The following is a 20,826-nucleotide window of genomic DNA, read 5'->3' on the forward strand; positions in this document are numbered from 1 at the left end:
CATGCGCCTGCGAGCGGTACTCTTCGACATGGACGGCACCTTGCTGGACACGGCGCCCGACTTCATCGCCATCTGCCAGGCCATGCTCACCGATCGAGGCCTGCCGGTCGTCGACGACGCGCTGATTCGGGGCGTGATCTCCGGGGGTGCACGCGCCATGGTGGCCGCCACCTTCGCCATGGACCCGCAGGCCGAAGGTTTCGAAGCCTTGCGCCTGGAGTTCCTGGAGCGCTACCAGCGCGACTGCGCCGTGCATACCCGCCTGTTCGACGGCATGGCCGAGCTGCTGGAGGACATCGAGCGAGGCAAGCTGTTGTGGGGCGTGGTCACCAACAAGCCTGTGCGCTTCGCCGAGCCGATCATGCAGCGCCTGGGGCTGGCTGAACGCTCGGCCTTGCTGATCTGCCCGGATCATGTAAAGAACAGCAAGCCCGACCCCGAGCCGCTCATCCTGGCCTGCAAAACCTTGGCGCTGGACCCTGCCAGCGTGCTGTTCGTCGGTGACGATCTGCGCGATATCGAATCCGGCCGCGATGCCGGCACCCGCACCGCAGCGGTACGCTTCGGCTACATCCATCCCGAGGACAACCCCAACAACTGGGGTGCCGATGTGGTGGTGGACAGCCCGCAGGACCTGCGTAAAGTCATCGACGGCGCCCTCTGTGGTTGCTGATCACCGCTAACGCCTAAGGATCTGACATGTTCGAATACACTGCCCGCCCCGACCTGCTCAAAGGCCGGGTCATCCTGGTCACCGGTGCCGGGCGCGGCATCGGCGCCGCCGCGGCCAAGGCCTACGCTGCCCTGGGCGCCACGGTGCTGCTGCTCGGCAAGACCGAAGCGAACCTGAATGCGCTTTATGACGAGATCGAAGCGGCCGGGCACCCCCAGCCTGTGGTGATCCCGTTCAACCTGGAAACCGCCCTCGCCCATCAGTACGACGAGCTGGCGGTCATGATCGAGGAACAGTTCGGGCGCCTGGACGGGTTGCTCAACAACGCCTCGATCATCGGCCCACGCACGCCCATGGAGCAGTTGTCGGGCGACAACTTCATGCGCGTCATGCACATCAACGTCAATGCCACCTTCATGCTCACCAGCACCCTGCTGCCGCTGCTCAAGCAGTCCGAAGATGCTTCGGTGGTGTTCACCAGCAGCAGTGTCGGGCGCAAGGGCCGCGCTTATTGGGGCGCCTACGGCATCTCCAAGTTCGCCACCGAAGGCATGATGCAGACCCTGGCAGACGAGCTCGAAGGGGTGGCGCCGGTGCGCTCCAACAGCATCAACCCGGGCGCGACGCGTACGGCCATGCGCGCGCAGGCCTACCCGAGCGAGAACCCTCAGGACAACCCGCTGCCTGAGGAAATCATGCCGGTCTACCTCTACTTGATGGGGCCTGACAGCAAGGATGTGAACGGGCAGGCATTCAACGCCCAGTGATGGGCTGGCCTACCTGACACAGCGTTGTGCATGTGCACTCGTCTCCCCGCCCATCGCCGAGGTGCCAGCGATGGGCGGGGCCTGCATCACGACAGCCGCGCAATCACCCCGCCGCCAACGCCGGGCTCGCCCGCTCGTGCTGGGTGACTTCAAGCTGCATGCACCGCTCCAGGAACAGGTACATGCAGTCATAGCTCTTGCAGATGGCTCGGCGCAACTCAGTGCGCAAGGCCATGCTCGGGTTCTCGCCTACCAGCGTACAGATGATCTCCAGCGCCTCCCACGGGTGGGTGTCGTCATACTGCGCGTGCATCTTCAGCCACTTCATGGCCCGCTTGCGCTGCTCTTCCGGAAAGCCCATCGCGTAGGTGTCGGTGGAACACACCACCGCCGACCACTCCCCGGTGGCCCCTTCGATGGCGTAGTTGGTGGCGGCCATGGCAATGGCCAGGTTTTCCGTGGCACACACACGCCAGCACCAATCGTTGAGGCCATTGAGCTCGGGCGGCACATCCTGGGCCTGCAGGTCGTGCAGGTGAATGCCGTGGGCGTGGGCCCAGTTCACCCAGTAGTCGGCATGGTTGAGCTCCACGCGGATATTGCGCATCAACCAGCGCCGCGCCATGTCCTCGCCTGGGTGCCGGCCATACCGGGTTTTGGTGAGGTTATGGGCCATGTACAACGAGAACTGCTCCACCACCGGCCAGCCACCGATCAGGTACTGGCGAATGGTCGCTTGCTTCAACTTGCCGTCACGCAGACGTCGATACACCTCATGGTCAACCACCCGCTGCTTGCTCTCATGGCAATCGGCAAGCAGTTGCTGGGCCCACTTGGGGTAACTGGCCGGGTCCATCAATGGCCCGATACGAACGAATGCATCAATCACTGTCTACTCCTTGTTCCTTGTGATTTCCAGCTAACTAACGAAACGTGCCAGGTGCCCGCTGCAACAGAGGCCGGGCGGCAATCCGTTGGCGATGCAGACTGTCACAGGTAAATACCTGGGGCCGCTCGATCAGATAGCCCTGGGCATAATCGACACCAATTTCCTGTAACGCTTGCTCGATCATGGGTGTTTCCACGAATTCTGCAATCGTGCGCTTGCCCATGACATGGCCGATATGGTTGATGACTTCGACCATGGCCCGATTGACCGGGTCGTCCAGCATGTCCTTGACGAAGCTGCCGTCGATCTTGAGAAAGTCGACGGGCAGATGCTTGAGGTAGGCGAACGATGACATGCCAGCACAGAAATCATCCAGTGAAAAACGACAACCCAGGCCTTTTAGCTCATTGATGAAGCGGATGGCGCTGCCCAGGTTGGCAATGGCGCTGGTTTCGGTGATCTCGAAGCAGATCATGCGCGGAGGAATAGCATATTCGGCGAACAGGCGCTGCAGGTACTCGAGGAACTTGTCATCGCCGATGCTGGCACCGGACAAGTTGATGGCGCAGGTCGATAGCGGCCCCTGGTGGCCGGCATCTAGGCATTGGCGGATGATGATGAAGACGTTGCGCACCACCCAGCGATCAAGCGCGGTAATCAACCCATAGCGCTCGGCGGCCGGGATGAAGCTATTGGGCAGTATGGTGCGCCCGCTTTCATCGTGCAGGCGCAACAGGATTTCGATGTGGCCAGGCCCCTCGAAGGCCTTCAACGGCGCGATTTCCTGGGCGTACAGACAGAACCTGTTCTCTTCCAGGGCCACGTGCAAGCGCTGAATCCAGGCCATCTCGCCAAAACGAATGGACAGCTCGCTGTCATCGGCGTGGTACACCTGCACCCGGTTGCGCCCCTTTTCCTTGGCCATGTAGCAGGCCATGTCTGCTGCCCGCAGCGACGCCTCGAGGGTGCCGGGGGCCTGGGCGATATGCACCAGGCCGATGCTGACGGTGGTCACGAACGGCCGCCCTTTCCACACGAAATGCAGGCTTTGGACCGTCTGGCGTAGCTGCTCGGCAATCCGCTCGGCCTGCTCGGACGGGCAGTTCTCAAGCAGCACGCCAAACTCATCGCCCCCTAGCCGCGCCAGGGTGTCGCCTTCACGCAGGCCCGATTGCAGCACGGCGCAGATGTGCCGAAGCAGCTCGTCCCCGGCGGCATGCCCACAGGTATCGTTGACCAGCTTGAACTGGTCCAGGTCCAGGAACATCAGCGAATGCCGCCCAGGCTGGCGCGCCAGCGCATTGAGCGCCTGCTCCAGTCGGTATTCGAACTCGCGACGGTTGGCCAGGCCGGTCAGTGCATCGTGCGTGGCCTGCCAGGAGAGGTTGGCGATGTACTGGCGCTCCTGGGTCATGTCGTGCAGCACCAGCACGATGCCATTGACCTGCCCGTCGTTGACGATGGACGAGCCCACCAGATTGATCGACACCGTACTGCCGTCCAGGCGCTGAATCAGCCGCGCATGTTCGGCGCCGCCTTTCAAACTGCCACTGAGCACCTGTTCCACCAGGCTGCGGCCCTCGTCCACATCGTGCTCGTCCACCAGGGTAAACAGTGCAGACAACGGCAGGCCCAGCGCCTGGCCGGCCTGCCAGTGGGTCAGTTGCTCGGCCGCCGGGTTCATGTAGCCGATCAAGCCCTCCACATCCGTGGTGATCACCGCATCACCAATAGCCTGCAGGGTGATCTGTGCCCGCTCTTTTTCCTCCTGCAGCGCGTTGGCAAACGCCTGGCGCTGGGCCAGCAGTTTGCTGGAGCGCCGCCAGGCGATGGTGATCAGGATCATCGCGGTCAGCAGGTTGGTGATCAGCAGTACCCGCAGCAAGACACGCGACCCCTCGCCCAGGGCATCGCTGAACGCCTTGGCAGCCGGCGTCACCCCCTCGTTGATGGTGGCAATGCGGCTTTTCCAGGCACGGATCACCTGCTCATCGACCGGCCCGCTGGCGAAGCGCTGGTGCATCTCCCCGGCCAGCACGTTCAGCTTGGCCAGGTAATCGTCGCCGATGTCCCAGTAATTGATGGCTGTCTGCAGGTAGCTGACGGTGCGAAAGTGACGGTAGAACCAGATGATGCGTTCCACGTCGTCGGGGTGGTTGCCACCTTGCAGGACGGCCTGACGGGCCGCCTCCAGGTCCAGACTCGACTGATCCATGAGCTTGCGCGCGCGTTGATCGCCCTGGGGCACCACGATGGCCTGCTGATAGCGGCCATAGGTGGCTTCGTCGCGGGTGGTGGCGTACAGGTTGAGGTAGTAGATGGCGTCTTTTTGCGCTTTGGACCACAAGCTTTCGCCCGCCACGTAGGCACGCACGGCAGAAAGCGTGTAGAGGCTGAGACTACCAAGGGCGACTTGGAAAACCACCACGGCGATGAATGGCCAGGTGAGCCCGAGTAGCTTGGGCGCTTCTTGAGTGCGATGTCCCTTCATGGAGTCCCTGTCACAGAGCAGATAAGGCGCGAATCAACCCAGACAAAGCACAGCGTAGGCCATCTGCCATTAACGCGATGGAAATTTAGGGGCCTGATTTCAGTCAATGATGGCCGCCACGCCTGCTGCCTTGTGGGCGCGGTGTCTGGCTCGCCGGTTTGAGCGTGGCGCAGTGCTGGACATATTGTCGCAGACACCGCATGGACCACGTCAATTAAGTCATGACAGCCTAGCTTTTGATCAACTCAAGGTGCGCAACGCGGGGGCCGAGCTTGATCACCGCGCACGCCGCAGGCCAACCCCTTGTCAGAGTTCGAGGTCCAGCAGTGCCGCCCCCAGCGCCTTGCCATGGGCATCCAACGCCAGCGATCGGGTCACACCACCGCGCAGGATCCCGGGCAGCACGAAGTTCAACGCCCCGAGCTGCGCCAACTCGTACCGGCGAACGGGGGGCCCTGCCGGGTCCAGAAGTTCGGCAAAGTGGGCCGTGACGCGCGCTACCGTGAGCCACTGGGCCAGGCGCGGGTAGTCAGCAGAATCAAAGGCGATTACCGAGATGTTCGACGTGTCGCCCTTGTCGCCGGTACGGCTGTGGGCTATGTCCCGCAGTTTTGTCGGGGTACTCATGCCATCTCCTCCAGATGCACCTGCAAGGTCACCGCGTCCCTGGGCAGCAACAGCGAAGCCACCGCCACTACCTGACGCACCGACTTGCTCGCCCCACCGCCGCCATAGGGACCGTTGGTATAAAGGGTTTCCACCTCGTTGCCGATGCGCACCGCATCGCTTTTGGAGGCGCAGCGCGCCGCCACACGCAGCCGCACCTCCCAGGGTTCGCCCTGGGCGCGCTGGCCCAAGTCATCACCGTGCAGGGCACTGACGCCAATCAGCTCGCTGCGGATGTCGTCGCAGGCCACACCGGTCAGTTGCAGTCGCTTGCGTACGATGGCTTCGGCCAGGCGCCCGCGGGCTACTGCACCAGGGCCGCCATAGGACATCTGCCCTTCGCCGATCCAACCGTCGAGAAAACCCACCGACACCTTCAACGCCTCCGGGCGCGCGCGCCCATCAGCGCCCTGCACCCGGACCTCATCCTGGGCCAGGGCCTGAAACGCCACCTGGCTGAAATCAGCGGTCACATCGGGCGTAAGGTAAGCGGCCGGGTCATGGACTTCGTACAGCAGTTGCTCAGTACAGGTAGAAGTATCAATGCGCCCGCCGGAACCGGCCACCTTGCTGATCACCGCATGGCCCGTTGCATCGATTTCGGCCAGTGGGAAACCGAGGCGGTCGAGGTCGGGCACCTCCTTCACACCGGGATCGGCGAAGTAGCCGCCACTGATCTGCCCTGCGCATTCGAGCAGGTGCCCAACCAGGGTGCCGCGCCCGAGCAACGTCCAGTCGTCCTCGCGCCAGCCGAACTCGAACAGCTGCGGCGCGAGAAACAGCGACGGATCGGCCACCCGGCCAGTGACCACAACGTCGGCATCGGCCTGCAAGGCCTGCACAATGCCTGCTGCGCCCACATAAGCGTTGGCTGAAATCAACCGGTCGCCGAGCTCAGCCAGGGTGGCGCCGTTGTCGAGGGTCTGTTCGGGCCGTTGCTGCAAGGTGGCGAGCACATCGTCGCCGGTCAGCGCCGCTACCTTGATACCAGGCATACCGAGTTCAGCCGCAATGCGGCGGATTTCACTGGCCGCGCCCAGTGGGTTGGCCGCCCCCATGTTGGTGATGATGCGCAGGCGCCGCCGCGTGCCGTCGGCCCCTGTGCCTACATAGGGCAGCACGCGGCGCATGCGCTCGCCCAGCAGGGGGTCGAAACCACCGTGCGGGTCGAGCAGCCGCGCTTGCTGCGCCAGGGCGATGGTGCGCTCGGCCAGGCACTCGAACACCAGGTAATCCAGTTCGCCCTGTTGCGCCAACTCGATGGCCGGCTCGATGCGGTCGCCCGAGTAGCCGGCGCCAGCGCCGATGCGTATGGTTTTCATCTAGAAAACTCCAATGACCAGGGCGGTCAAGGTCATCAGGACCGAGGCCGCGAACAGGAAAGGGATGGTAAAGCGTTGGTGATCGGCCAGTTCGATCTTGCACAGGCCGACCAGCAGGAAGGTCGCGGGGGTCAGTGGGCTGACCGGAAAGCCCGTGGTGTGCACACCCAGAAGCGAAGCCTGGGCCACTTGCATCGGGTCCACGCCCAAGGCCCTGCCCACCTCGGCGACCACCGGCATGATGCCGAAATAGAACGAATCCGGGTCGAACAGCAGGCTCAAAGGCATGGACAGAAAGCCGACCACCGCAGGAATCAGTTGGCCGTGCCCTGCGGGAATCTGCCCCACCGCCACCTCGGCCATGGCCTTGAGCATGCCGGTGCCTTGCATGATGCCGGTGAAGACCCCAGCGGCCAGAAGAATGCTGGCCATGGTCAGGGCGGTCTTGGCATGGGCGTCGATGCGCGCCCGCTGCGCGTCCACGTTGGGGTAGTTCAGGCACAAGGCAAGCACGGTGCCGACCATGAACATCACCACCGGGTCCACCACCCCTGCGATCATGATCCCCATCACCACCAGGGTCAGCAGCAGGTTGGGCCAGAACAGGCGGGGCTTGCGCAGCTCGCGCTCGGCGTCAGTGAGCGTACGTTGATGCGGCGTGACGTCGAGTTGGTCCCGGCCCAGGCCCAGGCGCCGTTCTTCGCGGCGCCCAAGCCAGTAGGCACAGGCGAAGACAAAGATCAGCCCGACGATCTGCACCGGAATCAGCGGCTGGAACAGGTCGGCCACCGGCACGTGCAGCGCTGCCGATGAGCGCAGCACCGGGCCGGTCCAGGGCAGGAAGTTGACCCCGGCCGCCATGGCCGTGACGCAGGCCAGAATGCGCTTGTCCATGCCAAGGCGCGTGTACAGCGGCAGCATCGCCGGAATGGTCACCAGGAAGGTCACTGCGCCCGAACCGTCCAGATGCACCAGCAAGGCCAGCAAGGCCGTGCCCATGACGATGCGCGTCGGGCGTGTGCCGACGCGCTTGAGGATGCGATCAATGATCGGGTCAAGCATGCCGGCGTCGGTCATGATGCCGAAGAACAAGATGGCAAAGACGAACATGCCCACGACCGGGGCGACGTTCTTGATGCCGGTGATGATGAAGGCGCTGGTCTGCAGGCCGAAGCCGCCGAGCAGCGCCGCGATGATGGGCAGGGCAATCAGGGCGACCAAGGGAGAGATGCGCTTGCTCATGATGCTCACGAGCATGCACAGGATAGTGGCGACACCGAGGGTGGCGAGCATGGGGTTTCCTCTTCGGCCTCTGGTTCGCAATTGCGAGAGAAGGCCCTGTTGTTGTTTTGCAAGAGTAATAACAACGGCGTTAGGCTCTGTGAATTGAAATATTCGGCAGGCCACGTTCGGAAAAACAAAATGAAAAATGCGATCCAGCTCATCCGCGCGTTCCTGGCCGTGGCGCAAACCGGCAACTTTTCCAAAGCGGCCGTGGCCTTGAACCTGTCGCCTTCGGCGCTCACCGTGCAGATTCGCCAACTCGAAGACTGGCTCGGGGTGACTTTGCTCGAACGCAGCCCGCGCCACGTCGGCCTGACCGCTGCCGGTCAGCATGCATTGCTGCCGATGGAAAAGTTGCTGCTCGACCTGGACAACATCGTCGAAGCGGCCCGCGACCATGCCACCTCCCGTCGGGGCGTACTGACCATCGCGGCCCTGCCCTCACTATGCTCGGGGCTGCTGCCAGGCGTGGTGCAGCGCTTTCGCGAACGCTTCCCCGGCATCGAGGTCCGGCTGCGCGACGTGGTAGCCCAGCGCATCGATACGCTGGTGCTGGAGCAAGAAGTGGATTTCGGCCTGGGTGTACAGGCGCGGCCTACCCAGGGGCTGGCGTTCAAGGCCCTGCTCGAAGATCGCCTGTGCCTGTACGTGCCGCACGACCACCCCTTGGCCAGGCGGACAGCGGTGACCCTGGCCGAAGCGGCGGCATACCCCATGCTGCTGACCGGACGGGACAGCAGCGTGCGCAACCTGGTCGAGCGGCTGTTCGCCGACGCGCGCCTGCCCCTGGCGGCAGGGCTTGAAGCCAATTACATGTCGACGGTGCTGGCCCTGGTGCGCCAGGGCCAGGGTGTTGCATTGTTGCCCGAGTCGGCCGACGAGGGCCGTGACGAAGTGAGCAAGGTGGTGGTGGATCATCCGGGCGTGGTACGCGAGATCGGCGTCATCACGCGGGCCGAACAGGTGATGGCGCCGGCCGGTGTGGAATTCCTGCGATTGCTCAAGCCTTAGTCTGAGTGTGAAGCTAGAGAACTCGGTGTGATGTTGTTCGTTTAGGGCCGCTACGCGGCCCATCGCGGCACAAGGGCCGCTCCTACACCCAATTCGGTAGCTTTCAAGTACGGTGCAAAGACAGTGGCTGCGCAGGTAGGGCTACACGATCTCGAGTGACACGGCCCCCTATAGGAGCGGCCTCGCCGGGGCGCCGGACCGGCCGCGATGGGCCGCGCAGCGGCCCTAACGATCTTAAGTGAACCGCATTACGATACTCGGTGAGGTTGTGTTACAAGCAGCCCCGCCTGACCGTCGTCCCAAGCCACTTCTCACAGCCCTTAGATCTGCTGCAGGTGCCCATACAGTTTGGCGTACAACCCACCCTCGGCAATCAGCTGCTGATGGTCACCGTCCTCTGCCACATGACCGCCGTCGAACACCAGCACCCGGTCCGCCTGCTTCACCGCCGACAAGCGGTGGGCAATGATCAGTGTGGTGCGGCCTTTGAGAAAACGCGCCAGCGCCTGGTGCAGGTTGTACTCGGTGGCAGCGTCCAGCGCCGAGGTGGCTTCGTCCAGGATGACTACCTTAGGCTCGGCCAGCACCATGCGTGCAATGGCCAGCCGTTGACGCTGGCCGCCGGACAAGCGTACGCCCGAGCGCCCGACCACGCTGTCCAGCCCGTGAGGGAGCGCGGCGATGGTGGCGTCGAGCTGGGCGATCCGTAATGCCTGCCAGCAGGCATCGTCGGTGCAGTCCCGGCCCATGGTCAGGTTGGCCCGCACGCTGTCGTTGAACAGCGACGGATGCTGCAACACCACCGCCACCTGCTCACGCAGGGTTTCCAGGCCGATTTCCTGCAGGGTGGCACCACCGAAGCGAATGGTGCCTGCATCTGCGCTGTACAGCCCGAGCAGCAGCTGCACGAGCGTGCTCTTGCCGCCCCCGCTGGCGCCGACAATGGCCACCTTCTCACCGGGTGCGATGGCCAGGTTCAGGTTGTCCAGCACGGGTTCGTCGGCGTAGGCAAAGGACAGGTCCCGGACCTCGATACCCACCGTGGCGTGCCCGGCGAAGGGGTCACTGGCCGCCGGGTACTGGGGCTCGTCGGCGCGTGCCAGCAGCTCATTGAGGCGATTGAGCGCACCGCCCGCGGCATAGTAGGCATATTGCAGGTTCAGCAACTGCTCGACCGGGCCGATCATGAACCAGAGGTAGCTGAAGACGGCAAGCATCTGGCCGATCGACAGGTCCGAGAACAACACCGTCAACATGGCCGCTGCGCGGAAGATGTCGATGCCGAACTGGAACAGCAGCCCGCTGGCACGGCCGCTGGCGTCGCTCTTCCACTGCGACTCCACGGCGTAGTCGCGCACCTCGCGGGCCTTGACGCCCAATCGACCGAGGAAATACCCCTGACGGTTGCTGGCGCGGACCTCCTGGATGGCATCGAGCGTTTCGGCCAGCGCCTGGGTGAAGCGTGCCGTGCTGTCGTTTTCGAGCTTCTTCAGGTGCTTGACCCGCTTGCCCAACTGCACCGTGAAGTAGATGACCAGCGGGTTGAACAACAGGATCAGCAGCGCCAGTTGCCAGTGCATCCACAGCAGGATGGCGGCCGTGCCGGTGAGGGTGAGCATGGCGACCAGAAAGCGACTGAGGGTCTCACCCACGAACTTGTCCAGGGTGTCCAGGTCGGTGACCAGATGCGTGGTGACCGTGCCGCTGCCCAGGTTCTCGTACTCTTTCAGGGAAATACGCTTGAGCCGTTCGATCAGGCGAATGCGTAGCCGGTAAACGATGTCCTTGGCCAAGCCGGCGAACAGCCTGGCCTGGATGACGTTGAACGCCAGTGCCGCCAGGCGCAGGCACAAGGTCAGGCACAACATCAGGCCGATATAGCCCGCTGCGACCTGCCAGCCAGACGGCAACAGCTGGTTCATCCACTTGAGCGCGGCATCGCCATGCCCGAGCAGCACTTCATCCACCAGCAGCGGCAGCAACAATGGAATCGGGACACTGCAACACGCTGCCAGCACGGCAATCAGGTTCGCCGTCCACAGCTGCTTTTTATGGTGCAGGGCAAGGCGCCGGATTTCCGACCAGCTCAACCGGTCGGCCGAGCCCACCGGCTTGGACGGCGCCGGGTCGGGCGACCCGGGCACATCAAGCACTGGCGGCCTGCTGCAGCCAGCGGCCAAGCAACGGTTGCAGACGCTCGAGCGGCTGATACCCGTTGGTCAGCAAGGCCAGCTGACCGTTGCGCTCAGCGAGCAAGGTCGGGAACCCTGCGATGCCCAAGCCCTGGGCCCAGGCGAAATCCGCCGCGGTCGCAGCGCGGGTTTCGGCGCGGGTGAATGCCTCGGCAAACAGCCCGCGCGCGAAACCCGCCTGCTCGGCCAGCTCCACCAGATGCGGGGCGGTGGTCACGTCATGAGCCCCTTCATAGAACGCAGACTGTATGGCTGCCAGCAGGGGCCAGAGGCGCTCGCCGTCCAGCTCGCGGGCCGCTACCAGTGCCCGGCAGGCCGGTTCAGTGTCGTAGACAAAGCCGTCGGGCATGGCGCCCTCGAACGTGAAAGGCTGCCCCGTTGTTTCGGCCACGGCCTGCCAATGCTCGAGGATGTACTTGCGGGTGGCGCCGTCCAGCGCGGCACTGCCACTGCGCAGCCCGCCGACTACCAGATGGGTCGGCACGCCTGCCTGATTTGCCTGATCGATCAGCGCACTGGCCACCGGGGCGAAGCCCCAGCACCAGGAACACATCGGGTCCATCACGTAGATCAGGCGCGCAGACATGGATCAAGCCTCGGCTTTGTAGTTGTGGCCAATCGGGTGCGGCAGGTTGCGGGCCTTGGCCAGCTCGATCTGCTTCTGCCGGTCGATGGCGCTGCGGCGGGTCTTCTCGCTCAGCGAATCCCAGCAGTGCGGGCAGCTTACACCTGGCGAATAGTGCTCCGAGGTACGCTCCTGGGCATTGATCGGATGACGGCAGGCGTGGCACTGGTCGTATTCACCCTCGCTCAGGTCATGGCGAACCGTGACGCGGTTATCGAACACGAAGCAGTCGCCCTCCCACAGGCTTTGTTCCTCAGGCACCTCCTCGAAGTACTTCAGGATGCCACCCTTGAGATGATAGACCTCCTCGAAACCTTCACCGAGCATATAGCTGGACGCTTTTTCACAACGAATGCCCCCGGTGCAGAACATGGCGACCTTCTTGTGGCGGGCTGGGTCGAAGTTGGCCTTGATGTAGTCGGGAAATTCGCGGAACGTTTCGGTCTTGGGGTCGATGGCCCCCTTGAACGTGCCGATGGCCACTTCGTAGTCGTTGCGCGTATCGACCACCAGTACCTCGGGGTCGCTGATCAGCGCGTTCCAGTCCTTGGGCTCGACGTAGGTGCCCACCGCCTGGTTGGGATCGACCCCAGGCACGCCCAGGGTGACGATCTCTTTCTTGAGCTTGACCTTGGTACGGTAGAAGGGCTGCTCGTCGCAGTACGACTCCTTGTGGTCGATGTCCACCAGGCGCGGGTCGCTGCGCAGCCAGGCCAGCAGGCCGTCGATGCCTTCGCGGGTGGCTGACACGGTGCCGTTGATGCCTTCATGGGCCAATAGCAAGGTGCCTTTGACGTGGTTGTCGAGCATGGCCTTGAGCAGCGGCTCGCGCAGTTCGACGTAGTCTTGCAAGGTGACGAACTTGTACAGCGCCGCGACGACGATAGGGTGGGACATGAATCGGGTTCTCCAGGTGGTTGCCCTCGTAAGGGGCAGACCGGGCTACACAATGAACAAAGGGCCGCTGCACGCCCACCGCAGGCACGCCTGCCGCTTCAGGTGCCCGGTGCGTCAACGCAGGGGGTTTACCTGAAGCAGCTGGGGGACCTGCGATGGGCTGTGCAGCAGCCCCTTTTTGGGATGAAGCGGATTCTACCAGAACAACAGCAAGGTTTCAGTGCCCGCCGCCGGCGCATACAGGCGATGCCGGCGCACTGCCGACCTGCGCCCACTCATCGCCGGTATAGGTGTGGATGGCCAGCGCATGAATCTGGCCCATCAGCTCACCCATGGTCGCGTACACCTTCTGATGCCGCTTGACGCTGTTCAGGCCTGCGAACACATCGCTCACGATCACCGCCTTGTAGTGGGTCTGCTGACCACGGCTGTGCATGTGGCTTTCATCGAGCACCTGCAGGTGCTGAGGCGTCAGGCTTGCCAGTTGCTGTTCGATACGCTGTTGCATGTTCATGGCCGTGCTCACTTCTTGGCTGGCGCGGCTGCCTTGCCATAGTTGGGGTCCAGCTGCTTGGTCATGTCTTCAAGCAGCTTGTTGACCACCGGCACCGCAGGTTCGAGGGTCTGCTGGGTCAGCTGAGCCGATTGCTGGGTGACCTTGGGCATCTCGCGCAGCACCTTGCGGCCAAGGGGCGACTCGTAGAACTTGACCAGGTCCTTGAGTTCTTGCTCGGTAAAGGTCTGGGTGTACAGGTCGACCATCTTGGGCTTGAGCTTGTTCCAGCCGATGGCGTTGTCCAGCGCGGCGTTGGCCTTGGCCTGGTAGCTTTCCAGTACGGGCTGCTTGGAGGCAGGCGCCTTGGTCTGGGCGAAGCGCTGGGCAAACATCTGCTGCACTTGCATGTACACCGGCGTGCCCAGTTTGTCGGCATTGGCCAGGGTCAGGAATTTCTCGGCAGCGGCGTTGTGGCTGGCGGTGGCGGCCAGGACCTGGCCACTGCCGCAAGCCAGGGCGACTGCAGCACAGAGGACACGAAGACGGGTCATTGCATTTCCTTCAGGAGGGGGGAGGCGGTACCTCAGAGCGAGCATTCTGCGCCCGCCAGGGCGAGCTGCTCAAGTAGCACGACAGGCGATTGAACCGCCAGGTCGCATGAGGGCCTAAACTGCTGATTCTGACTGACAAGGGAGTGAATGCAGCATGAGCCGTATCGAAACAGACAGCCTTGGGCCGGTCGAAGTTCCTGAGCACGCCTACTGGGGCGCCCAGACCCAGCGCTCGTTGATCAACTTCGCCATCGGCCAGCAACGCATGCCGCTCGCCGTGCTGCATGCCCTGGCCCTGATCAAGAAAGCCGCTGCCCGCGTCAACGACCGCAACGGCGCCCTGCCCGCCGACATTGCCCGGCTGATCGAGCAGGCCGCCGACGAGGTCCTCGATGGCAAGCATGACGATCAATTCCCACTGGTAGTCTGGCAGACCGGCAGTGGCACGCAGAGCAACATGAACGTCAACGAGGTGATCGCAGGTCGCGCCAACGAACTGGCCGGCCAGGTGCGCGGCGGCAAGTCGCCGGTGCACCCCAACGATCACGTCAACCGCTCCCAGAGCTCCAACGACTGCTTCCCCACCGCCATGCACATCGCAGCCGCCCAGGCCGTGCACGAGCAACTGCTGCCGGCCATCGCCGAGCTGTCCTCGGGCCTGGCCGAGTTGTCGGCCCGTCATCATCGCCTGGTCAAGACCGGGCGCACGCACATGATGGATGCCACGCCGATCACCTTCGGCCAGGAAGTCTCGGCATTCGTGGCGCAGCTCGATTATGCCCAGCGCGCCATCCGCGCCAGCCTGCCGGCGGTGTATGAGCTGGCCCAGGGCGGCACGGCGGTGGGCACGGGCCTCAATGCGCCCCAGGGCTTCGCCGAAGCCATCGCTGCCGAGCTGGCTGCCTTGTCTGGGCTACCCTTCGTGACCGCGCCCAACAAGTTTGCAGCGCTGGCCGGGCACGAGCCGCTGACCAGCCTGGCTGGGGGGTTGAAAACCCTGGCGGTGGCCTTGATGAAGATCGCCAATGACCTGCGCCTGCTCGGGTCAGGCCCCCGTGCGGGATTGGCCGAGGTGCGCTTGCCCGCCAACGAGCCCGGCAGCTCGATCATGCCCGGCAAGGTCAACCCGACCCAGTGCGAGGCGCTGTCGATGCTGGCCTGCCAGGTGCTGGGCAACGACACCACCATCGGCTTTGCCGCCAGCCAGGGGCATCTGCAGCTGAACGTGTTCAAGCCGGTGATCATCCACAACCTGCTGCAGTCCATCGAATTGTTGGCAGACGGTTGCCGCAACTTTCAGGAGCATTGCGTGGCGGGCATCGAGCCAGATGCCGAGCAAATGGCCGCACACCTGGAGCGAGGGCTGATGCTGGTGACGGCACTGAACCCGCATATCGGGTACGACAAGGCTGCCGAGATTGCCAAGAAAGCCTATGGTGAGGGCAAGACCCTGCGTGAGGCAGCGCTTGAGCTGGACTACCTGACCAACGAGCAGTTCGATGAGTGGGTAAAGCCTGAAAACATGCTGGCGCCGGGTGGCAAGGGTTGAGGTGTTGGGGGGCTGCCTGCGTAGCCCCTTTTTTGGCAACGCCAAGAAGGCTTGCGCATTTGATGTGCAAGCAACTGCCTTGCACCGCATCTGGGCCAGTTAAGTGTTACCCGCCCCCAACACCTAGGACACTTGCGCAAGCCGGGCACGACGTGCCCGCCATCCCGCCACCAGCGAAGGCCCGAGCGCTACCAGCGCAGAGCCTGCCACCACGACCACGGCCCCTACATACCCCAACAGGTTGATCTGCTCGGCCTGCACATAATCAGGCCACGCCAGCGCAGCCAGTGCCACCGCCACGAACGTCACCAATGGCGTCAATGCCAGCGTCGCACTGACCCTAGAAGCCTCCCAATGCGCCAGGGCTTCGGCAAAGGCGCCATAGGCCACCAGCGTATTCAGGCAGCACGCCAACAGCAGCCAGCCCTGTACGGGGCTCAGTAACAAGACCTCCAGCGGCTGCACCCAGGGCGTCAGCAGCGCTGCGCAGCACAGGTAGATCACCATCATCACCTGCTGCGAATTCCACATCGTCAGCAACTGCTTCTGGCTCAAGGCGTAGAACACCCAGATACTGGTGGCCAGCACAATGGTGAGCACACCGGTGGTGTAGGCGCCAAGGGAGGTCAACAGCTCCTCCAGGCGCTGGTTGAAGAACAGCCCGAAACCTGCCAGCAGGATCAACAGCCCCACCCCCTGCCCCACGCTGAAGCGCTCGCGAAACACGAACACACTGGCCACCAGCAGCAGCACCGGCCCCAGTTGCACCACCAGCTGCGCGGTACCAGGGCTGAGCAACTTCAAGCCGATCAGATACAGCACGTAATTGCCCATCAAGCCCAGCACCGCCACCCCAACCAGGCCCCTGCCCTTGGGCGTGAGCCGGCCGAACGACGGCAGGCGGCGGTTGGCCGTCAGCCAGGCGCACAGCAGTCCACCGGACACCAGCAGGCGATACCAGGTCACCGTCAACGGGTCCATCACCTGCAACACCTGCTTGAGCTTGATCGGCAGGATGCCCCACAGCAGTGCCGTCAGCAGGGCAAGCAGCAGGCCGTGAACCCAACGGCCGGAGGTGGTGTGCATGGTGTCCTCGATCAGATCCGTGGTGGGGGTGGCTGAATTCTACGGGGCTGCGCAGGCAAGCTGAGCAGCCCAGCCGGGAAAAGAATTCATCACGTCATTCTGTGGGGGCATGATACGGGCAACACGCCGGATCGCGGCTGTGCTGCCCAAGCCCACTTTCATGTCAGGTGTACGAGCCCGGCCTACTTCTTGTGCTTGGCGAACGCCGCTTCCAGTGCTTCGTTGATGGTGCGCAGAACCTTGACCCGTGCCCAGCGCTTGTCGTTGGCTTCAACCAGCGTCCAGGGCGCGATCTCGCTACTGGTGCGGTCGACCATATCGCCCACGGCCTGGCTGTAGTCGTCCCATTTGTCGCGGTTGCGCCAGTCGTCCTCGGTGATCTTGTAGCGCTTGAACGGGGTTTGCTCACGCTCCTCGAAGCGCTCGAGCTGGGTCTGCTGATCGATGGCCAGCCAGAACTTGACCACCACCACGCCCGCATTCACCAGTTGTTCTTCGAAGTCGTTGATTTCGCCATAGGCACGCATCCAGTCGGCAGGGCTGCAGAACCCCTCGACCCGCTCCACCAGCACCCGCCCATACCAGGAACGGTCGAAGATGGTGAACTTGCCACGCGCGGGAATGTGCCGCCAGAAACGCCACAGGTAAGGCTGCGCGCGTTCTTCTTCGGTAGGTGCGGCAACGGGCACGATCCGGTACTGACGCGGATCCAGGGCAGCGGCCACGCGCCGGATCGCACCGCCCTTGCCCGCCGCATCATTGCCCTCGAAGGCCGCTACCAAGGCATGACGGCGCATGTGCTTGTGACGCAGCAAACCGGCCAGGCGCGCCTGCTCGGTGACCAGTTGCTCCTGATAGTCCGCCTTGTCCAGACGCAAGCTCAGGTCCAGGGCACCCAGCAGGCTACGTTGGTCGATGCTGCGTCCAAGCGGCGCGACATTGCCCACGTGCTTGCCCTTGGGGTTATTGGCCAGGGCCGCCTGCAAGCTGTCGAGCAGGATGCGCCCGACGGCCAGGCTGCGGTAATTGGGGTCAACTCCCTCGACGATGTGCCAAGGTGCGTAATCGCGGCTGGTGCGGCGCAACACACGTTCCCCAAAACGCACGAAGCGGTCGTAGGTGTGTGACTGCTGCCAATCCAGCGGGCGGATCTTCCAGCTGTGCAAGGGGTCGTCCTTGAGGGATTTGAGCCGCGCCTTCATCTGCTTCTTGGAAAGGTGAAACCAGAACTTGATGATCAACGCGCCTTCATCGCACAGCATCTGCTCCAGGCGTTCGGCACCGTTGATGGCCTGGTCCAGGACCGCGTCCTTCAACACCCCATGCACGCGCCCCTGCAGCATCTGGCTGTACCAGTTGCCGAAAAACACCCCCATGCGCCCCTTGGGCGGCAAGGCGCGCCAGTAACGCCAGGCCGGTGGCCGCGCCAGTTCCTCGTCGGTCTGCTGATCGAAGGTAAGCACATCGATCATGCGCGGGTCCATCCACTCGTTGAGCAGCTTGACCGTCTCGCCCTTGCCGGCCCCCTCCACGCCGTTGATCAGCACAATGACCGGAAAACGCGCTTGCTGCTTGAGCTCATACTGGGCCTCGAGCAGTGCCTGACGCAAGGCGGGTACCTCGGCGTCGTAGGTTTGCTTGTCGATGCTGTGACCAATTTCGGCAGATTCGAACATGCACGGGCTCCTTCAATGGATAGACAAGACTAGCGCAAAAGCCCACCTGGGTTGGGAGCTCGGGCTGCAAGAAAGCCCCAGTCATGCGACTATCGCCACTTCTTCAGTCGCTTGTCGCTGTGCACCTGCCATGACCGTAACTCCCCCGCTCCAGCACGCCCAGATCGACTGGGACGAACAGGGCCGCCCTCATTCGCGGCATTACGATGACGTGTACTTCGCCGTCAATGAAGGCATCGATGAAACCCGCCATGTGTTTCTCGGACAAACCCGCCTGGCTGAACGTTTCACTGCAATGGCGCCTGAGGCCTGCATGGTCATCGGCGAGACGGGCTTTGGCACCGGCATGAATTTCTACTGCGCCTGGCAACTGTTCGCGCAACACGCCCACGCAGATGCCCGGCTTCACTTCGTCAGCGTCGAGAAATTCCCCCTGGCCCGCGATGACCTGGCCCGTGCCATCAGTCTGTGGCCGGAGCTGGCCGCCTACAGCCAGCCTTTGCTGGCCCAATACGTGGCGGTGCATCCGGGGTATCAGCAATTCACCTTCGAAGGTGGACGCGTCACCCTCACCTTGCTGATCGGTGATGTGCTCGAGCAATTGCCGGAGCTCGACGCCCAGGTCGACGTCTGGTTCCTCGATGGCTTTGCCCCTGCCAAGAACCCCGACATGTGGACCCCGGCACTGTTCGCGCAACTGGCGCGGCTGTCCCACCCCGGTACCGTGCTGGGTACGTTCACCACCACCGGCTGGGTACGCCGCAGCCTCGTGGAGGCGGGTTTTGCCATGAAGAAGGTGCCTGGCATCGGCAAGAAGTGGGAAGTGATGAGCGGGGCGTATGTAGGCCCGCCCCCTGCCCCTACAGCGCCCTGGTATGCCCGCCCGCCGGCAGGTGATGGGCCGCGTCAGGCCGTGGTGGTGGGTGCCGGGCTGGCCGGCAGTTGCACGGCGGCAAGCTTGGCCCGACGCGGCTGGCAGGTCACGGTACTGGAGCGGCATGGGTCAGCGGCGCAGGAAGCGTCCGGCAACCCGCAGGGGGTGCTGTACCTCAAGCTATCGGCGCACGGCACGGCCTTGTCCCGGATGATTCTCGCCGGTTTCGGTTACACCCGCCGTCAGCTTGAGCACCTTCAGCGCGGCGAGGACTGGGACGCCTGCGGCGTCCTGCAACTGGCCTTCGACGACAAGGAAGCGGCGCGCCAGGGCAAGCTGGTGCAGGCCTTCGGGCCCGGTCTTGTGCACGCATTGACCCAGGAGCAGGCCCAGGCCACCGCTGGCATCACCCTATCGACAGGCGGGCTGTTCTACCCCGAAGGCGGTTGGGTGCATCCGCCCGCGCTATGCCGCCAGCAGCTTGAGCACCCCAACATCCGCCTGGTCACGCACCAGGAGGTGCTGTCGCTGCACAAGGTCGCGGGGCGGTGGCAGGCCTGGGCCGGGGACCAGTTGCTGGCCGACGCGCCGGTGATGATCCTGGCCAGTGCTGCCGAGGTCAAACGGTTCGAACCGTGCGCCGGCTTGCCGCTCAAGCGTATTCGTGGCCAGGTCACCCGACTGCCCGCAACCCCCCAAAGCCGGGCGCTGGGCACCGTGGTCTGCGCGCAAGGCTATGTGGCGCCCGCGCGATGCGGCGAGCACACCCTGGGCGCCAGCTTCGATTTCCACAGCACTGACCTGACCCCCACGGCGGCCGAACACGAGGGCAACCTGGCGCTGCTGGACGAAATTTCCCCTGACCTGTCCCACCGGCTTGGCGCGGCGGGGTTCGATGCGCAGGCGCTCGAAGGCCGCGCCGCTTTCCGCTGCACCAGCCCGGACTACCTGCCTATTGTCGGGCCTTTGGCCGACGACCACGCTTTTGCCCAGGCCTATGCAGCGCTTGCCCGGGACGCGCGACAAGTGCCGCAGGTGGCGTGCCCTTGGCTTGAGGGCCTGTACGTCAACAGCGGCCACGGCTCGCGGGGCCTGATCACGGCCCCGCTCAGCGCAGAACTGGTGGCGGCCTGGGTCTGCGGCGAACCGCTGCCGGTACCGCGAACGGTCGCCGAAGCCTGCCACCCCAACCGCTTTGCACTGCGGCGCCTGATTCGGGGCAAATAACAGGTGCCTCGCCCAGGCGGGCGCCCTGCGGCAATAGGCCGCAGTAGCGACATTTCATACCTGATCGCGAATGAGGCTTAATACGGGCCTTGATCGCCTGGGGGTCAGATGACCGTACGTGCACGCTCACTTGTGTGTTTGCTAACAGGCATCGCCGTGCTGTTCAACCTGCTGGCGATGCCGCTCGATCGTGCCTTGCAATCCCCCAGCATCGACAGCCAATCGCTGATGCTGGGAAGCTTTTGCAGCCTGCACGGTGCGCAGAGCTTGCCCAAGTCACTGCTGGCCCAGCTCAAGGCCGACCTGCCGCAACTGGACGATCAGCCGCCAATCAAGCATCAGGCGGGTGACTGCTGCTGTGGCCATGCCGCGCATGCCTTGCTGGCCAGCGACTACTATCGCCACCTGTTCCCCCGCTACTGGCCCGACGCACTGCTGATCGGTGACAGCCACAAGCTGCCGTTGCCGCGTGAACAGTGGCCCAAGCTCAACCCCCGCGCCTCTCCCCTGGCCTGACCCGTCGTCGCTTACCCATTGCTGCCCCGCGACA

General features: G+C 63.7%; 18 protein-coding genes. 6 read left to right on the forward strand and 12 right to left on the reverse strand.

What is annotated here, in order from left to right; all coding sequences use genetic code 11:
* Position 1 precedes the first annotated feature (1 nt).
* The gene (gene mupP / locus FS777_RS11680) at positions 2–673 is read left to right on the forward strand and encodes an N-acetylmuramic acid 6-phosphate phosphatase MupP (RefSeq protein ID WP_058637578.1); all 672 of its coding nucleotides are present in this window, start codon (positions 2–4) and stop codon (positions 671–673) included.
* A 26-nt stretch (positions 674–699) separates the two neighbouring features.
* Positions 700–1,440, forward strand: coding sequence for a YciK family oxidoreductase (locus FS777_RS11685; RefSeq protein ID WP_078478915.1), 741 nt, complete (start codon positions 700–702; stop codon positions 1,438–1,440).
* A gap of 103 nt (positions 1,441–1,543) precedes the next feature.
* Here FS777_RS11685 and FS777_RS11690 read toward each other — a convergent pair whose 3' ends face one another.
* From FS777_RS11690 to FS777_RS11710, 5 genes are all read right to left on the reverse strand, one after another.
* Entirely contained in the window at positions 1,544–2,329 is a 786-nt protein-coding gene (locus FS777_RS11690) for a TenA family transcriptional regulator (protein ID WP_058637576.1), read from the reverse strand.
* Positions 2,330–2,363: 34 nt separating this feature from the next.
* On the reverse strand, positions 2,364–4,820 hold the full coding sequence (locus FS777_RS11695) for an EAL domain-containing protein (protein ID WP_058637575.1): 2,457 nt from the start codon (positions 4,818–4,820) through the stop codon (positions 2,364–2,366).
* A gap of 306 nt (positions 4,821–5,126) precedes the next feature.
* Positions 5,127–5,447, reverse strand: a complete 321-nt coding sequence (locus FS777_RS11700) for a hypothetical protein (protein WP_058637574.1) — start codon at positions 5,445–5,447, stop codon at positions 5,127–5,129.
* Positions 5,444–6,808 carry an acyclic terpene utilization AtuA family protein gene (locus FS777_RS11705; protein ID WP_058637573.1) on the reverse strand — a complete coding sequence of 455 codons (1,365 nt, stop codon included), beginning with the start codon at positions 6,806–6,808 and terminating at the stop codon, positions 5,444–5,446. Before FS777_RS11705 ends, FS777_RS11700 begins: the two co-directional genes overlap by 4 nt.
* Positions 6,809–8,101, reverse strand: a complete 1,293-nt coding sequence (locus FS777_RS11710; protein ID WP_058637572.1) for a CitMHS family transporter — start codon at positions 8,099–8,101, stop codon at positions 6,809–6,811. It lies immediately after the preceding gene.
* A gap of 129 nt (positions 8,102–8,230) precedes the next feature.
* On the opposite strand from FS777_RS11710, the gene FS777_RS11715 reads away from it, so the two are divergent.
* On the forward strand, positions 8,231–9,103 hold the full coding sequence (locus FS777_RS11715; RefSeq protein WP_058637571.1) for a LysR family transcriptional regulator: 873 nt from the start codon (positions 8,231–8,233) through the stop codon (positions 9,101–9,103).
* 320 nt (positions 9,104–9,423) lie between these two features.
* Here the strand turns inward: FS777_RS11715 and FS777_RS11720 are convergent, their stop codons facing one another.
* The 5 genes from FS777_RS11720 to FS777_RS11740 all read right to left on the reverse strand — a co-directional run bounded on the left by FS777_RS11720 (position 9,424) and on the right by FS777_RS11740 (position 13,864).
* On the reverse strand, positions 9,424–11,256 hold the full coding sequence (locus FS777_RS11720; protein ID WP_058605618.1) for an ABC transporter ATP-binding protein: 1,833 nt from the start codon (positions 11,254–11,256) through the stop codon (positions 9,424–9,426).
* A complete protein-coding gene (locus tag FS777_RS11725) occupies positions 11,249–11,881 on the reverse strand; it encodes a DsbA family protein (RefSeq protein ID WP_058637570.1) in 633 nt (210 codons plus the stop codon). Before FS777_RS11725 ends, FS777_RS11720 begins: the two co-directional genes overlap by 8 nt.
* A gap of 3 nt (positions 11,882–11,884) precedes the next feature.
* Positions 11,885–12,817, reverse strand: a complete 933-nt coding sequence (locus FS777_RS11730) for a rhodanese-related sulfurtransferase (RefSeq protein ID WP_058637569.1) — start codon at positions 12,815–12,817, stop codon at positions 11,885–11,887.
* A gap of 217 nt (positions 12,818–13,034) precedes the next feature.
* A complete protein-coding gene (locus FS777_RS11735) occupies positions 13,035–13,331 on the reverse strand; it encodes a BolA family transcriptional regulator (protein ID WP_058637568.1) in 297 nt (98 codons plus the stop codon).
* 8 nt (positions 13,332–13,339) lie between these two features.
* A complete protein-coding gene (locus FS777_RS11740) occupies positions 13,340–13,864 on the reverse strand; it encodes a DUF2059 domain-containing protein (protein ID WP_145255606.1) in 525 nt (174 codons plus the stop codon).
* 154 nt (positions 13,865–14,018) lie between these two features.
* On the opposite strand from FS777_RS11740, the gene FS777_RS11745 reads away from it, so the two are divergent.
* Positions 14,019–15,413: a class II fumarate hydratase gene (locus tag FS777_RS11745; protein WP_058605623.1), complete on the forward strand. Its 1,395-nt coding sequence runs from the start codon at positions 14,019–14,021 to the stop codon at positions 15,411–15,413.
* A 123-nt stretch (positions 15,414–15,536) separates the two neighbouring features.
* On the opposite strand, the gene FS777_RS11750 is transcribed toward FS777_RS11745, so the two are convergent.
* The gene (locus tag FS777_RS11750) at positions 15,537–16,499 is read right to left on the reverse strand and encodes a DMT family transporter (protein WP_145255609.1); all 963 of its coding nucleotides are present in this window, start codon (positions 16,497–16,499) and stop codon (positions 15,537–15,539) included.
* A 182-nt stretch (positions 16,500–16,681) separates the two neighbouring features.
* On the reverse strand, positions 16,682–18,175 hold the full coding sequence (pap, locus tag FS777_RS11755; protein WP_145255612.1) for a polyphosphate:AMP phosphotransferase: 1,494 nt from the start codon (positions 18,173–18,175) through the stop codon (positions 16,682–16,684).
* 130 nt (positions 18,176–18,305) lie between these two features.
* Between pap and mnmC the strand changes: the two genes are divergently transcribed.
* Positions 18,306–20,276, forward strand: a complete 1,971-nt coding sequence (mnmC, locus tag FS777_RS11760; RefSeq protein ID WP_145255615.1) for a bifunctional tRNA (5-methylaminomethyl-2-thiouridine)(34)-methyltransferase MnmD/FAD-dependent 5-carboxymethylaminomethyl-2-thiouridine(34) oxidoreductase MnmC — start codon at positions 18,306–18,308, stop codon at positions 20,274–20,276.
* A gap of 108 nt (positions 20,277–20,384) precedes the next feature.
* The gene (locus FS777_RS11765) at positions 20,385–20,792 is read left to right on the forward strand and encodes a DUF2946 family protein (RefSeq protein WP_058637564.1); all 408 of its coding nucleotides are present in this window, start codon (positions 20,385–20,387) and stop codon (positions 20,790–20,792) included.
* Positions 20,793–20,826: the final 34 nt, after the last annotated feature.

The sequence above is a fragment of the Pseudomonas sp. DE0157 genome (genome assembly GCF_007678615.1).
GTDB classification, from domain to species: domain Bacteria; phylum Pseudomonadota; class Gammaproteobacteria; order Pseudomonadales; family Pseudomonadaceae; genus Aquipseudomonas; species Aquipseudomonas parafulva_B.

Bases quoted from the DNA above. Each gene is read 5' to 3' on its own strand.
- FS777_RS11745 (WP_058605623.1), top strand. From the start codon at position 14,019: ATGAGCCGTATCGAAACAGACAGCCTTGGGCCGGTCGAAGTTCCTGAG.
- pap (WP_145255612.1), bottom strand. From the start codon at position 18,175: ATGTTCGAATCTGCCGAAATTGGTCACAGCATCGACAAGCAAACCTAC.
- FS777_RS11715 (WP_058637571.1), top strand. From the start codon at position 8,231: ATGAAAAATGCGATCCAGCTCATCCGCGCGTTCCTGGCCGTGGCGCAA.
- FS777_RS11695 (WP_058637575.1), bottom strand. From the start codon at position 4,820: ATGAAGGGACATCGCACTCAAGAAGCGCCCAAGCTACTCGGGCTCACC.
- FS777_RS11725 (WP_058637570.1), bottom strand. From the start codon at position 11,881: ATGTCTGCGCGCCTGATCTACGTGATGGACCCGATGTGTTCCTGGTGC.
- FS777_RS11765 (WP_058637564.1), top strand. From the start codon at position 20,385: ATGACCGTACGTGCACGCTCACTTGTGTGTTTGCTAACAGGCATCGCC.
- FS777_RS11730 (WP_058637569.1), bottom strand. From the start codon at position 12,817: ATGTCCCACCCTATCGTCGTCGCGGCGCTGTACAAGTTCGTCACCTTG.
- FS777_RS11710 (WP_058637572.1), bottom strand. From the start codon at position 8,101: ATGCTCGCCACCCTCGGTGTCGCCACTATCCTGTGCATGCTCGTGAGC.
- FS777_RS11685 (WP_078478915.1), top strand. From the start codon at position 700: ATGTTCGAATACACTGCCCGCCCCGACCTGCTCAAAGGCCGGGTCATC.
- FS777_RS11750 (WP_145255609.1), bottom strand. From the start codon at position 16,499: ATGCACACCACCTCCGGCCGTTGGGTTCACGGCCTGCTGCTTGCCCTG.
- mnmC (WP_145255615.1), top strand. From the start codon at position 18,306: ATGACCGTAACTCCCCCGCTCCAGCACGCCCAGATCGACTGGGACGAA.
- mupP (WP_058637578.1), top strand. From the start codon at position 2: ATGCGCCTGCGAGCGGTACTCTTCGACATGGACGGCACCTTGCTGGAC.
- FS777_RS11740 (WP_145255606.1), bottom strand. From the start codon at position 13,864: ATGACCCGTCTTCGTGTCCTCTGTGCTGCAGTCGCCCTGGCTTGCGGC.
- FS777_RS11700 (WP_058637574.1), bottom strand. From the start codon at position 5,447: ATGAGTACCCCGACAAAACTGCGGGACATAGCCCACAGCCGTACCGGC.
- FS777_RS11735 (WP_058637568.1), bottom strand. From the start codon at position 13,331: ATGAACATGCAACAGCGTATCGAACAGCAACTGGCAAGCCTGACGCCT.
- FS777_RS11705 (WP_058637573.1), bottom strand. From the start codon at position 6,808: ATGAAAACCATACGCATCGGCGCTGGCGCCGGCTACTCGGGCGACCGC.